The following is a 14070-nucleotide window of genomic DNA, read 5'->3' as shown; positions in this document are numbered from 1 at the left end:
GAGAAAGTCGGTACGGTGGCGGACCGCGTGGTGGCCGAGGGAACCTCTACGTGCGTGGCGTCCCCTGCGTCCCTGCGCCAAATAAGCGGATCAAGGCTTCATAGTCGACCGGCTTGGTCAGATGATGGTCGAACCCCGCCTCGACTGATTTGATGCGATCCGCCGGCAGTCCGTATCCCGTGACGGCCACCAGGATCACATTTCGATTTGCCCCGGATTCGCGTAGCCTTCTCGCTACTTCGTATCCGTCCATGCCTGAGAGTCCGATGTCGAGAAGTACGAAGTCAGGGTTGAAGGCCGCCGCAGCGCTGAGTCCCGAAACACCGTCTATGCGCGTCTCGACCTGATGCCCCTCATTGGCGAGAAGCATGCCCAACGCCTCACTCGCATCGGCGTTGTCATCAATAATCAGAATCCGCTGCGGGCGGGCGGTGACCGGTGCCGGCTGCGAACTGATCCGATCTCCGGGGACGGGTCCCGGATCGAGAGGCAGATCGACGACAAACTCACTGCCAGTCTTGCCATCGCTAATGGCCCGAACCGAACCGCCATGCAACTCGACCAGTCGCCGCGCCACGGACAGGCCAACACCCAGGCCGTTGTTGCGCTGGCTATTGGACGCGGGCCCCTGGACAAACATGTCGAAAAGACTCCCGAGCATCGAGGACGGGATACCTCTCCCGTTGTCTTTGATGCTGAGCGATAGCCGATGCGCCGCGGTGGTCGCCCGCAACTGTATGGAGCCGCCCGGCGCGGTGTATTTCGCCGCGTTGATCACGATGTTCTCGATGACCTGCGACAGGCGGGTCGGGTCTGCGTTTAGCCAGATGGGTTCTTCCGGCAGGGAGACGGACAATGAATGGCGACGCTCATCGACGATCGGCTGGCAAACTTCGATGGCGCTCTGAACGATTGTTTTAAGGAGAACCGTCTGTCGGTTCAACTCGATGCTGCCACTCGTTATCCGGGTGATATCGAGCATGTCGTTCACGAGGTGCATCATTGCGCGCCCCTGCCTTTGAATGACGCCGGCAGCCCAGTCCTTCTGCATGACTGGGACCGTTTCCGACGCGAGCAGATTTCCGGCGGAAACCAGCGCTGCAAGTGGATTGCGCAGCTCATGGCCGAGCATGGCCAGAAATTCGTTTTTTCGCCGGTCGGCGACCGCCAGCTGTTCGGCACGCTCACGAAGATGAGCATTGCTCACGCTGCGGTTGACGAGATCGCGCTCAGTTGATGACACCGCAATAGCGTTGCCCGCGTCGTCCGACAGAACCGACAGCGTGAGCCAGATATCAACCACGCGTCCGTCCTTCGTGACCCGCTGTGTCTCGTAGGAATGCAGCGCCTCATTGTGCTCAGCGTGGTGGATGAAGTCGAGATGATCCTGCCTGGCGCCGCGTGGGACCAGGTCGGAGACGGTCATACGCAACGCTTCAGTCTCGCTATAGCCGTACATCGCGCTAGCCGCGCGGTTCCAGGCGAGAAAGCGGCCTTTGAGGTCGAATACCGTCACCGCGTCGTTCGAATCCTGAACCACGGCGGCAAGGCGCCGGGCACGTTCATCGGACAGCTTGACCTGGGTGATATCTGTCCATGTGACCACGACGCCAGCAGGCGGCATTCCGCGAACCGCAATGTAGGGCGTAATGCGGCGGACATACCATTCCGCGGTCGCGGTTTCGATTTCCTTTTCCACCTTCTCGTTGAGGCCCAGAAGTATCCTGTCGACCTCCTCCGGCAACGCGTTGCCGAGCGGGTTGCCGAGAACCTCTACGATCCTGCGCCCGATGTCCGGCGGCGCAAGTCCCAGGATCCTCGCCGCGCTGGGCGTAAACCGTTTGATCAGACTCTGCCTGTCGAGAAGCAGTGTTGATATTTCCGTGCTGGCAAGCAGATTCGTGACGTCCTCACTGAGAACCTCCAACTGGTGGACCTTCTGCTCGAGCTGGGAATTGACGACATTCAATTGCTCGTTGACCGCCTGTAGCTCCTCTTTCGACGTTTCGAGCTCTTCGTTCGCGGAGCGCAGTTCCTCATTCATCGAAAGGATTTCTTCGTTCGATACCCGCAATTCGCTATTGCTCTCCTCCAGTTCCTCGATTGTGCTGCCAAGCTCCACCTGCGTTGTGCGAAGCTCGCTCTCGAGATGCCAGAGGTCGGAATCCGCGCCGGAGGGCGCCGTCGACGCAGGCCGGTCGGCCGTCGGCAACCTCGCGAAGATGACAAGCAATGCCTTGCCGGCATGCGTCGTGTCGAATGGTCGCGTCACCGTGATTTTCACCGCGGGCGCACCACCGTCAGCGACGATTTCACTGACCGGCGAGGCTGCCTGGTCCTGGACCGCCCGGCGCAATACAATCCGCAGCTTGAGGCGCAGGCCGTCGCGCGCCATGTCGAGAATATTGCCGGTTGGCTCACCTGCCGGCTGCGTCAGGTATTCGTCCGTCGAGCCGCTCACGTAGAGCACCTGGTGAGCAGAATTGATCAGCACCGAGGCGGCATGGTGCTCTTCCAGCAGCGTGGCGTTGACCAGTTCCGCGTAGCCTTTGCTGCGGACACCGACGCGGCTTGCGGGCGGGAATTCCTCGCGGCGCGCCGTACTTGCGGAAAACCGGTAGCCAGTGACAGCCGGTGCGATGACCGGACTGCGCTGGTAAATACGCCAGGCTCTTGACACCTCCTGGAACTGGGTGGAATCGGGATCGGTACTTTCCGATCGTCCCAGAAACAGGTAGCGCTTCGGATTGAGCGCGAAGTGGAATAACTCAAATACCCGCTGCTGGGCTTCGGGCTCGAGGTAGATCAGCAGGTTCCGGCAACTGATCAGATCGACGCGGGAAAACGGTGGATCAGCAATAAGGTTCTGCGGGGTGAACAGAACCGTTTCGCGAAGTTCCTGCCGGATCTGGAATCCATCGCTGTGCGTCTGAAAGAAACGCTCGAGCCGCGCTTCACCCACTGGTGACGCGACGCTGGCCGAATAGATGCCCTGGCGTGCGCGTCCCAGCGCAACGCGGTTCACGTCGGAGGCAAGGATCATGAACGGCCGCGTCACCCGGCGCTTCTCGATCTCCTCGGTCAGCAGCATGGCCATCGAATAGGCTTCTTCGCCCGTTGCGCATCCCGGCACCCATACACGAATCGGCTGCTCGCTCTGCGGCTCCTCCAGCAGAACGCTCAGCACGCGTTCGGACAGTGCGGTCCAAGCATCAGGATCGCGGAAGAACTCCGTCACACCGATCATCATATCGAGACTGAGTGCCTGAGCCTCCTCGGGCGAGGCCGACAGGACGCCGCAATAGGCATCAAGGCTATCAATCCGGTTGACCGCCATGCGGCGGGCAATGCGACGCTGAAGCGTTCCCCGTTTGTAGCCCCTGAAATCTGATCCGGCAGCTGCAAGCGCCCTGAGCACCGGTTCAAGATCGACCGGCCGCGCGGCATCCAAGGCGGCCTGTGACGTCCCTGCCGTGGATCGTGTGATGTAATCGAACAGCGCAGCAGGCATGTTTTCAACCGGCAGCACATAATCGACCAACCCCGTTGCGATTGCATGGCCAGGCATTGCGCTGTGCTCCGCCGTGTCAGGCGTTTGCGCCATGACCATGCCGCCCTCGGCCTTGATCGCTCTCAGGCCCGCTGAACCGTCTGCGTTCGCGCCGGTGAGCACGATCCCGATAGCGCGATCGTGCTGGTCAGCGGCCAGCGAAGTGAAGAACGCGTCGATCGGCATGGGGATTGCTGGACGATCAACGGCTGCACGCAGCCTGAACGCGTCTTGCTCGATAACAACCGACACCTTCGGCGGGATGACATAGACGTGCCCCGCACGCGGTATTGCGCCGTCCTCAATCGCCGACACAGGCAAAGCCGTGTCTTTCGCCAGCAACCCCGGGAGATGACTCTCGGCGCCTGGCGCCAGGTGGACAACGACCACGAAGGCAACGTCGGCCGGAATTTCGGAAGCCGCCCTAAAAAACAGGCTCAGCGCATGAAGGCCACCGGCCGATGCACCGATTGCGACTATGCGGGGAGCGACGACCAGCCCTGGCGCAGCAGAAGTGTTATTGGAATCATTCATGGTGCCACGCTGGAGACTGCTGGATCGCCAGTGTAGCGCCTATTACGCGGCGGCTGATCGAACTTCAGGCGCAGGGGCATTCAGCTTTTATCGTCCAGCGTCGCAAACGGACCCGGCGAGGATGCGTTTGATGTGAAAACAGACTCGCGCTCCCATGCTCGCCGTACTATGCGCAGTGCTTCCAATATCCGCATCGATGTGTCACGCACAGGAACAGATCGGCGACACGGTGCGGTTTCCAGACAGTCTGCGAGGAATGCGGCAAATGTTGAAGGAAGACAATCGAAACGGTAATCACCTTCTTGCGGTGCTGGACGAGTCGGAGTGGGCACGCGTCGCCCCGCATCTGGTCGAAAAGCGCGCGTGCGAGTGCTATCGCGTTGTCAGGAACGAGTGCGAAAGACTGCTGCCTGATCTGAAGGCGATGTGACGGTTCCAATTTCTACGAAGCTGGCGGGAACGCGCTTCCTGTACAGATCAACCTCCCTCCGCAAAAAGAAAAACCGCCCTAACGAATACTGTCCAGCGCCTTCGCAAGCCTGCCCACCGCACCTTCAACGTCATGCAGTTTGTCCAAGCCGAATAACCCAATACGGAAGGTCTTGAAATCGTCAGGCTCGTCGCATTGAAGGGGAACGCCAGGCGCGATCTGCAAGCCGGCATCAGCAAACTTCTTACCGGATCGTATTCCGTCATCGTCCGTGTAGCTGACGACGACGCCCGGAGCCTCAAACCCTTCGGCCGCCACGCTTTTAAAACCCTTCTCCACGAGGAGTGAGCGAACGCGCTTGCCGAGTTCAAGCTGCTCTACTCTCACTTTATCGAAGCCGTATGCCTCGGTCTCCTTCATGACGTCACGCAACGTAGCGAGACCGTCCGTGGGCATCGTGGCGTGGTACGCGAACGCACCATTCTCGTAGGCTTCCATGATCTGCAGCCACTTGCGAAGATCACAAGCGAAACTGGTGCTGGTCGTTCCGTCGATTCTTTCGCGAGCAAGCGGGCTCAGCATGACCAGCCCGCAGCACGGTGACGCGCTCCATCCCTTTTGCGGCGCGCTGATCAGGACGTCAACGCCGCTCGCCTTCATGTCCACCCAGACCGTGCCGGAGGCAATGCAATCCAGTACAAACATGCCGTCGACGTCATGCACAGCGTCGGCCACCGCGCGCAAATAAGCGTCCGGCAGCATGATCCCGGATGCGGTTTCGACATGCGGCGCAAAGACCAGATCCGGTTTGTTTTCCCTGATCGCAGCGACCACCTCTTCGATCGGTGGCGGTGCATAGGCAGCCTGCCTCCCTTGTTCGACCGGCCGCGCCTTCAGCACGATCGATTCAGACGGAATGCTGCCCATGTCGAAAATCTGCGACCAGCGGAAACTGAACCAGCCGTTGCGGATGACAAGACACTTCTTGTTGGTGGCGAACTGCCGGGCAACGGCTTCCATGCCGAACGTCCCGCTGCCCGGCACCACAACGGCCGACTTCGCGTTGTAGACTTTCTTCAGCGAAGCGGAAATATCGCGCACGACTCCTTGAAAGAGCTGCGACATATGATTGATTGATCGGTCGGTGTATACGACTGAATACTCGAGCAGTCCCTCGCGGTCGACATCGGGAAGTAAGCTTGGCACGTTTGTCTCCGGTTATTAGACGAATATAAGGATCGCAAACACATTCTAACGAAAGCCGCCTGTAACGGTATCGGTCGAGACGCCCCGCCTTACCTATCCAGCAAGTTTCGGCATGAACCAGCCGTCGAGTCACGCCGGTGGGGAATGCTCCAGTGGCGACAATCGGTACGATTATGGACCTTCGCAGGAATCGCCCTGATGGGCGAGCGGTGTCACGGCAGTGCCATCGCCCGTGTGCGGCATGCGCATGTTGCCGCCATCATGGAAACGGGACGCCTGTCACGGCCCGTTGCATACGTGAGTCAGCGCACCCAGCGGCTCATGTGAGTGAGTGCGCCTACTCCCATCCCTGATATCCGGCAGGCTGCGCCGGATTGCCGTAACCGGCAGGGTACGGTCGACGCTGCTCCGGCGGCGTGTACATCTCGTTGTAGGCCGGATAAGCAGGCGGGCGGCCCACCATGATGACCTGCTGCGCCGCTTGAGTGGGCGGCCGAGGCACATAGGCGGACTGCGCGTCAGCCGTTTGGTATCGCGCGGGCGGATACGGAGCTGGCGCGTATTGGTTAGCCTGAGCAGTTCGAGCCGGCGGCGCGTAGTCCCGCCTCGAGTAGCCACTTGACTCCTGAGACTCTGCTGACGTCTGGTTATAGGCCGGCGCCGCTGCGTATTGCTGGGGCTGCTGATTCTGATATTGCCGGGCTTGCCGGTTGTAAGCCGCTTGAGTCCCCTGCTCCGCCGCGTATTGCGGTTCCTCATCGGCCTGCCGATACTGCGGCACTGCCCGCTGAGCGTTCTGCACATCGCGCCTCTGCGTCACCTGCGCGTCGTCATCATGCGGCAATGCCGTCACGGCTTGCGTCGGAATCAGTATGGGCGGCTCGGACTCGGGACCAAACAGTTTCGGCGACGTAGTCCTAGTAGAAACCTGCTTCAGAGGCACAGGCTGTATCTCGGCCCGCTTAGGCGGCGTAACCCGCAGTGAAGCCTGTTTCACCGACGCGACCGCGACCGGTGCAGAGACCCGCTTCGGCGGCGCAGACGCGACTTGCACGGGGGCGTGTTTCAGCGGCACAGGGCTGGCCTGCACGACGACCTGCCTCACCGGCGTGGCTCGCGCCGCAGCATTCCGCTTCGGCAATGTGACCGGCGCGGATACTTGCCTCGGCGGCGCGGCTTGCGCTACGACCCGCCTTGGGGGTGCAACACGCTCGGCAACCGGCTTCGGCGATGCGGGTATGGCCGGCGCAGCAGGCTGCTTCTGCCGATGCTTCACCTCGTCGCCCAACGTCGCATAGGATTTCGAGTCTTCCCTGGCGCGCGCGTTATAGCCGATGAAATACGCATAGCGCAGGTCCGCCAGGCGCGCCTGAATGTCGGCATCGGTGGAGACGCGTTTTTCGCCGGGGTCGAGAGATGCGTCGACGGTGGAGTCTTCGAAGGCCGAGGGTGCGGCATCAGCGGCACGGGCGGATTCGGGATGCAGCGCGCCCACAGAAGACACAAGCGCAGCGGCTACCGCGACGAGCACTTTTTTTCCATACTTTCACCTCGGAATTCCGTGCGACAGACCGCGTGGGATTCTCCAATCTCAGGACCGGAGCTTCACCCGCGCTTACGGGATATCGACTATTTTTAGCACGCCCTTAAGGGCCCAGGGTAGTGCTTCCGGGTATAACCCAGGCGAAAGCCTATATGCCGAACAACCATAGCGATACTGACGTTGTCGGTTCGGAAATTCTTGCCTGCTTCGGCGGCCATGGAACCGACGAGGATGTCATCGCTGGCGGCCATGAACACTCACGATGCGTCTTTTGTTCGCCCGGTGCTGGCTGCCCTCCTACTTTGGCGGCTAATTGCTTCGGTAGACTGACGCAAATCCTTTCACCTCGCGCAATCCACACTGTCTATCGCGCGCTTACCCCTGGTTCAAATCGCTCGAAGATGCCAACTGCAAAATCGAGGCTCGATACGAATTCTATGGCGAGGTGCATGTCGACTATTTGCACCGCCTTGGATGACGCTGGCCGATTTGGTCAGCCAAAGCGTCATCCAATACCGATTCCCTCCATTCGAAATAGTCCTGACACTCTTCCCTTAGTACCATTAAACAGGTATGGATCTTAATCTCGCGTGCTTACTGGTATTGGCGGTTAACCGTCAGGTTTGCGTCGTTAAGTGGCTGAACAAGATCGATTTGTGCTTTCACCGGATTTGGTTGATCCACTTGCACCGTACCGGCCGCGGTAAACTCGATCTGATTGTCGAGCGCGATGCTGTACACCGGCCAGTTGGTGACGCCCGCGTCAGATGGATTTCCCGTTTTGGCAAACGCCGCCCAATACGCATTCATGCGTTGGGCGACCTGCTCGTCCTGACTCGTGACCGCGTTGCCGTACTGTGACGCAAGGGTGTCGAAGACATACGGTACCTCGGCAGCATGCACTGCGCCGCTGACCGTGTTTTGCACTGATTGTGCAACGTACGAAAAGCGATACAAGTAGGTGGGGGCGCCTCGGGAGGTGAAGTTTCGTGCAACAAAACGCGCGGGCTCGTCCATCGTAATTACACGGGAGATCTGGCTTTCGACGGCGGCGACGGTGGCCGTGCCCGTGGGATCAAATGCCGCGCTTGCTGCGGCTACATTTTGAGCGCCAAAGATCGCGTACGCCTGGTCTTTCGTCGTAATACCGGGAGTGGAAAAGCCGAGGTCGGCGTTGTTTACTCCGAGCATGAGAGGCACTTTGGCGAATTGCCCACTGTTGTATAGATTTTCGGGTTCATCGAGCACCAATTTGCCATCGACAATCGCGCCGCCCGAAAAGGTAGCGACGTTTTGCGGAGTATTCAACGTCGTAATGTCGAGTCCATTGACGACTTGATCTGCCGACAGCGCGCGCAGCGCTTGCAGCGCGTTCGTGTCGGCGCCATTGATACCGAATTCCTGAGCGAATACGGTACCCTGTTCTTCGGCGGAGGCCCCGACGGTTTTTGAGTTACGTGTAAGGGAACGCCCGTAATATTGATTTACGCGTCCATTGCCAGACTCGTTAATTGCCTTCTGGAATAATCCTGCGGCCGATGGTGATGTCAAAAGATTATGGATCGACTCACCGCCGGCCGATTCGCCGAAAAGCGTGACGTTTCCGGGGTCGCCACCAAAATTGGCGATGTTGCGCTGCACCCACTTCAACGCGGCGATTTGATCCATGTAGCCGTAATTGCCCAACACCTGGCCGGACTGCGCTGCGGCCGCGGTGAGCGCGGGATGGCCAAAGAAACCGAAGCGGCCGACACGATAATTTAAAGTGACGAGGATGACGCCTTGCTTGGCAAATTGCGTGCCGTCATATTCGGGCATGGACGTGCCGCCCACGACGTATCCACCGCCGTAGATCCAGACCATGACCGGTAACTTGGTGTTTGACGAGGACCCGGAACTGCTGGTGGGACGCCAGATGTTGAGATACAGGCAATCTTCGGACGGCGTCGTGGCCAGCGGCGTAACCGCCGGGTCGACAGGCTGCATGCAGTCGTGAACAAATGACGTGGCCTGGAGCACGCCGTTCCAGGCCGCCACAGGTTGAGGTGGTTGCCAGCGTAGGTTGCCGACCGGCGGAGCCGCAAAGGGGATGCCCTTGTAAGCAATGACGCCCTTGGCCGTCGCGCCCTGCACCGCGCCGGCATCAGTCATGGTGATAGTCGGCGTGGTCGACGGGCCGCTACCACCACATCCCCCCAGCATTACAGCAACACTGGACGAGACCAGGAGTGTCGGTAAGCGTTTCAATCTGGTTTGCGTCAATACCGCGTAAAATCTGAATTTTTCCAACACGTGATTTCTTGGCGTATTAGTGGATTTCATTATCCTGTCCAGGTGCGTGAAACATCATTTGCCCACGATGGTGCCCATGTCGTAAGGCGGGGTGCGCGGCGCCGCATGGAATCCAGTATCTGTGGGGTGATTTTGAGGGTCAAATTCGCGACAATAATGGCGAATATGAATTCCGCTCATGCACATTGACCAAGGGCCAATATATAAATGTGGATTTAAAACTGCCCTGCTTTAGTTATGAAGTCGAGTAAATGTGATCCACCTGGACACCTAATCCATTCTTCAAATTGATCAATGCACGAAAGCGGGCATTGCGGAATGACTAGAACGGGGAAGGCGTGAATGACCGCTGAACCGTGGAAGCCGCCGTTGAGGTCGCGCCGGGTCGAAGGACCGAATCGGGTCGGCCTGAGCCGATCGTCATCCCTCACAGTGCGGCCATGAGCCGCCTTTAACATGCGTTGTCGGTCGGACGCTTATGCGTCGGCTTGCCCCTGTAACCGGTCATCCGGTCGAGAGAGACAAACGCTCCTTTTTCGGCCGAAGCGGCTGCCCCGTTAGTGCAACCGGATGTCCCCTATAAAGCACGAAGCGGCCAAGGCCGTTGTCACCGCAACGGAGTGTGCGTAGTTGCTCCAGTGCAGAATGCCGGAGTGGTATCAGATGTGGTTGCTTCTGTTCGCGGCCTCATGCTTCGGTCTCGTAAAGCAGGCCGTAGCTCCCGCCTGTTCGCTTTATTCGCGCGAAGCCGAGTTCCCCCAAATGCATACCGGCAATCAACAGTCTCTCCGAACTGACCAGGTCCAGAAGCCGTGATCGTGTGGTGACTGCTAGGGAAGGATCTTGATCGAATGCAATCGATACGTCTGGCCGTTCAATCTGGATGTGAGGAAAATGAACAATATCTCCCCAGACAAGCAGGCTCTGATCGCGGGATTCGAGCAGATATCCGGAGTGTCCATCTGTGTGTCCCGGTAGTGGCATCGCTCTGATACCGGGAAGCACTTCCCCCTCATCGAAAGTACGGAGCTTGTCGCGGTAGCCGTCGAACACTTGGCGCGCTATCAGGAAGTTACCGCGGGCACGCTCGCTGGCACGACTTAGATTTCCGTCATCCTGCCAAAATTCGACCTCTCGATGATGGGCAACTAGCTCCGCATTCGGAAAGGTAATTTGTCCGGCCGCGTCCACTAGCCCTCCGACATGGTCGGGATGGGCGTGCGTGAGCAGGATTGTGTCGATCTCGGATAGTTCGACGCCAGCAAGCGATAAATTGGTTCTCAGGCGACCGCCCCATTGCTTGATGCCTCCAGCCCCACCGTCGATGAGAATCGTGCGGCCCGCTCCGCGTACTACATAGCAATTGATATGCACGGCGGAAGGCTCCTTCTGCCCTGCGTCACTTTGTATTCTGGAGGCTTCGGAAGGGTCGATATTCGAGAGGAAGTCCAGACTAGCAGTGAGGTAGCCGTCGCTGATTGCGGTGATCGTGAAATCCCCGGCTCGCTGCCTTGGAAAGGTAATGGTGGACACAATTCTTCTCCGGAAGACTTCCTAATTTCGGGCGTGAATGTTCGACGCGGCATAACCAAAACAACGGATGCGCGCTGTGAGACCCGTGCAGCGCTCGATGGCGTCGTCCAGGGCTTCCATGAACTGGTTCATCACCGGAGGCGTGCGAAATGTCTCAAGGCGATATTGGACTTCCGCGAAGACGGGATGTCCGTGCCCTTGCCGAACGTCGACATAGATGACATGAACGTTTTCGAGTGCCGCTTCAAGGACACCAGTACAGAGTTTGACGCAGTCGCAGGAAAGATTGGCAAGCCTCTCATCAGACGGCATGTGCCCGGTAGGGATGTAGATAGTCACATTGGGCATCGCGGACCTATTTTTCCTGTCCGGTCGAAACGGTGGAGGAGCGTGTCAGTTGTTCCGTCATCGGCGAGTAGAGGTGGACACCTTCGGGCATGCTCCCGACAAGCTGCGCGTTTCGCCGAGGCAGTTTTGCGAGCCAACGGTGTTCCGGAAACTTCTCCAGCGCAACTGCTCGCATGGCCAACGGTGTGAGGCCCATTTGGATCAGCGGTTCGGGGCCGTTTGCACAAAACACGAGGAGTTCGTCTGCATTGACCGCCGGCGCAAGGCCAATATCGCTGTAGAGATTTCGGTGCCAGTCGGCGATGTGTTGCTGCCACCTTGCAAAATTGCCGCCGCCTTTCTGGCGATATTCCTCTCCCGTCAGGACATCGAGACCGTCGATCGTGTGGACGGCAAGGTAGGCCGGGCAACCATCGCTTAACGACTTGAAGCGCTGTGACGTGTGAAAGCCGGTAACCGAGATAAGGGCGGGCAGTTTCTCAAGGCTGTAGAAGTCGTTCCATTCGGCTTCGCTGCTTAGATCGGCGAAGCTGCATTCCACGGTGTAGATCATCAGATTATCCTTCGTGGCGCGTAAGCAGATTGCTGCAAACGATCCATGTTCATTGCGGTAACGTAATGCTAATCTGAGATTTTCGGCGTATATAACGATATAAAGTCAGCCTTCAGTGATATTTACTCAAGCTGACATTGAACGCATAACAATCGGCGAGACCCAATGCGACGTAAGATCCCAAGCAATTCCGCGCTCCAGGCTTTTGAGGCCGCGGCTCGACACGGCAGCTTCGCCCGCGCGGCTGAAGAACTAGCGCTGACCGAAGGCGCCGTCAGTCGTCAGATCGGTCGACTGGAAGCATTTTTGGGTGTCGCGCTGTTCGAGCGCGTTGGAAATCGGGTACGGCTTGCTCCCAACGGCACGCGATACGCTGTGCAGGTTCGCGAGATTCTGGATCGACTGGAACGGGACAGCCTATATCTGATGGGGCAGCCCATCGAAGGCGCGAGCATTGATATCGCCGCGATTCCGACCTTCGCCACCCGTTGGCTTATCCCTCGGCTGAAACGCTTTCAAAATAAACATCCGAACATCACTGTGCATATCGCCGAACGTATGGAACCCTTCATCCTTGCGGGTAGCGGTTTTGACGCAGCAATCCATTTTGAGCATCCAGCATGGGCGGGTATGCATCTACATCGCCTGCTAGAGGAGGTGCTTGTTCCCGTCTGTAGTCCCGCGCTCCTCGCAGACGCCGATGCGAACATGTCGCTAAACGAACTCCCACGCCTTCACAGGCGACAAAACCCGGACGCGTGGCAGGTTTATGCACAAGAGGCCGGCATCGTGCTGACCAATTCGGCGGTTGGCGCACGTTACGATCTCCATTCCATGCTGATCGAGGCGGCGCTAGCGGGCTTGGGTGTTGCATTGGTGCCGCGTCTTTACATCGGGGCAGAGCTTGAGCAAGGCCGCCTGGTAGCGCCTTGGCCGGACGGCAAAGCGATTACCAAAAACTTCTGCCTTGTTCTTCCTGAGCCAATCGAGTTAAGTGAAGCCCCACTACAGGCATTTGCGAAATGGATTCTTCACGAAGCCCGGGGCTCAGCGGCTCAAAGCAGCGTCTGACACTCATCCCGCCTGACCTCAACGCCCTGGACGCGCAAGCACTGCGCGACTTGACGGCTGGGCTGCTGAAGCAGGTCAGCCCGCTATACTCGCAACGCCATCAACAACTACGGATTGCTGGAATGAATCGCAAAATATTGGGCGTCTTGGCCATATCGTTCGGTATATCGTCGGCCGCTTTCGGCGGGAGCTTTGTGTGTCCGACTGGCCCTGGGCCAGGCGAACGCCAGATCGGCATGGCGGGTGGCTCTCCCGGCGTCGCACCCGTGCCCATGTGCGTCCAGGACGCACAATCCCAACAGCAATCACAACCGGGCCGCGCCGCGGATCCGCAAGCGGATGCTGCTGCCGGGCTCGCGAAGGCGATGGGCGGCCTCGCCACAAGCCAGATATATCTGTTGGAGGATATGAGCAAAACGGCGCAGGACCCTGAATTCAGGAAGCTTCGAACGGGTTATTGGAGCTACTTCCACGACACCCAGCAGCCCAGCTCGGGACAAAAGTGCGTGGCGCTTTTCCAGAACCTCAAGGGTGCCGTCCAACTGTCGGGACCTGGCAGCTCCTACAAAGGAGCGATGCTCACCTTGATGGGCCTGGATATCCCCAAGCCCTCGACAGTCGCGCACATCAAAGTCACGCTGGATCAAGGCGATGGCAATCCGCAAACCGTGAACGTCTTCAATTACGCCGTGGCGCAGGGCAAGCTTGGTGCCGTCTCGTTCGGCATCCCCACTGCCGAGGCGCTGCTGCAAGGGATGACCAAGAACGATATGACGTTCAAAGTGTCCGTGGATGGCAAGCAGGTAATCGACACGTTCTACCACGACGGCCTGCAGGCGCGCGAACAGCTCCGGCTATGCCTCGCCGGACGACCGAAGATATAGATCACTGTACGCGTTTCCCCCGCCAGGCGACTGACTCCTGGCGGGACGATACCCTCGTGCGAAGGCAATATTGGAAGAGCCGCTCAGCAGCGCTTTCGCTTTCCGAAACCAATTGACAGTTGCGCT

At 58.8% G+C, this 14070-nt stretch carries 10 protein-coding genes; 3 read left to right on the top strand and 7 right to left on the bottom strand.

Features of this window, described 5'->3' with window-relative positions; all coding sequences use genetic code 11:
* Nucleotides 1-46: 46 nt before the first annotated feature.
* Complete coding sequence (locus M0D66_RS15075; protein WP_266210948.1) at nt 47-4084, bottom strand: CheR family methyltransferase; 4038 nt, start codon at nt 4082-4084, stop codon at nt 47-49.
* A gap of 265 nt (nt 4085-4349) precedes the next feature.
* Between M0D66_RS15075 and M0D66_RS15070 the strand changes: the two genes are divergently transcribed.
* The gene (locus tag M0D66_RS15070; RefSeq protein WP_266210947.1) at nt 4350-4514 is read left to right on the top strand and encodes a hypothetical protein; all 165 of its coding nucleotides are present in this window, start codon (nt 4350-4352) and stop codon (nt 4512-4514) included.
* A gap of 78 nt (nt 4515-4592) precedes the next feature.
* On the opposite strand, the gene M0D66_RS15065 is transcribed toward M0D66_RS15070, so the two are convergent.
* From M0D66_RS15065 to M0D66_RS15040, 6 genes are all read right to left on the bottom strand, one after another.
* On the bottom strand, nt 4593-5720 hold the full coding sequence (locus M0D66_RS15065) for an aminotransferase class V-fold PLP-dependent enzyme (RefSeq protein ID WP_266210946.1): 1128 nt from the start codon (nt 5718-5720) through the stop codon (nt 4593-4595).
* A 337-nt stretch (nt 5721-6057) separates the two neighbouring features.
* Complete coding sequence (locus M0D66_RS15060; RefSeq protein WP_266210945.1) at nt 6058-7251, bottom strand: hypothetical protein; 1194 nt, start codon at nt 7249-7251, stop codon at nt 6058-6060.
* Between the two features lie 606 nt (nt 7252-7857).
* Nucleotides 7858-9585 (bottom strand): carboxylesterase/lipase family protein, encoded by a 1728-nt coding sequence (locus M0D66_RS15055; RefSeq protein WP_200652887.1) that lies wholly within the window; start codon nt 9583-9585, stop codon nt 7858-7860.
* A 657-nt stretch (nt 9586-10242) separates the two neighbouring features.
* Nucleotides 10243-11088: an MBL fold metallo-hydrolase gene (locus M0D66_RS15050; RefSeq protein ID WP_211706495.1), complete on the bottom strand. Its 846-nt coding sequence runs from the start codon at nt 11086-11088 to the stop codon at nt 10243-10245.
* Nucleotides 11089-11109: 21 nt separating this feature from the next.
* On the bottom strand, nt 11110-11436 hold the full coding sequence (locus M0D66_RS15045) for a hypothetical protein (protein WP_211706496.1): 327 nt from the start codon (nt 11434-11436) through the stop codon (nt 11110-11112).
* Between the two features lie 7 nt (nt 11437-11443).
* On the bottom strand, nt 11444-11989 hold the full coding sequence (locus M0D66_RS15040) for a sugar ABC transporter (protein WP_200622803.1): 546 nt from the start codon (nt 11987-11989) through the stop codon (nt 11444-11446).
* A gap of 165 nt (nt 11990-12154) precedes the next feature.
* On the opposite strand from M0D66_RS15040, the gene M0D66_RS15035 reads away from it, so the two are divergent.
* Nucleotides 12155-13060 carry a LysR substrate-binding domain-containing protein gene (locus M0D66_RS15035; RefSeq protein ID WP_093647105.1) on the top strand — a complete coding sequence of 302 codons (906 nt, stop codon included), beginning with the start codon at nt 12155-12157 and terminating at the stop codon, nt 13058-13060.
* Complete coding sequence (locus M0D66_RS15030) at nt 13012-13944, top strand: hypothetical protein (RefSeq protein ID WP_093647107.1); 933 nt, start codon at nt 13012-13014, stop codon at nt 13942-13944. The genes M0D66_RS15035 and M0D66_RS15030 overlap by 49 nt, the downstream gene beginning before the upstream one ends.
* Nucleotides 13945-14070 lie beyond the last annotated feature (126 nt).

Source organism: Paraburkholderia sp. SECH2, from assembly GCF_030464795.1.
Taxonomy (GTDB): Bacteria; Pseudomonadota; Gammaproteobacteria; order Burkholderiales; family Burkholderiaceae; genus Paraburkholderia; species Paraburkholderia aspalathi.
The sequence above is the reverse complement of the archived record's forward strand: the minus strand, read 5'-3'. Positions and strand labels throughout refer to the sequence as shown.

Bases quoted from the DNA above. Each gene is read 5' to 3' on its own strand.
- M0D66_RS15035 (WP_093647105.1), top strand. From the start codon at position 12,155: ATGCGACGTAAGATCCCAAGCAATTCCGCGCTCCAGGCTTTTGAGGCC.
- M0D66_RS15030 (WP_093647107.1), top strand. From the start codon at position 13,012: ATGGATTCTTCACGAAGCCCGGGGCTCAGCGGCTCAAAGCAGCGTCTG.
- M0D66_RS15070 (WP_266210947.1), top strand. From the start codon at position 4,350: ATGTTGAAGGAAGACAATCGAAACGGTAATCACCTTCTTGCGGTGCTG.
- M0D66_RS15075 (WP_266210948.1), bottom strand. From the start codon at position 4,084: ATGAATGATTCCAATAACACTTCTGCTGCGCCAGGGCTGGTCGTCGCT.
- M0D66_RS15040 (WP_200622803.1), bottom strand. From the start codon at position 11,989: ATGATCTACACCGTGGAATGCAGCTTCGCCGATCTAAGCAGCGAAGCC.
- M0D66_RS15045 (WP_211706496.1), bottom strand. From the start codon at position 11,436: ATGCCCAATGTGACTATCTACATCCCTACCGGGCACATGCCGTCTGAT.
- M0D66_RS15055 (WP_200652887.1), bottom strand. From the start codon at position 9,585: ATGAAATCCACTAATACGCCAAGAAATCACGTGTTGGAAAAATTCAGA.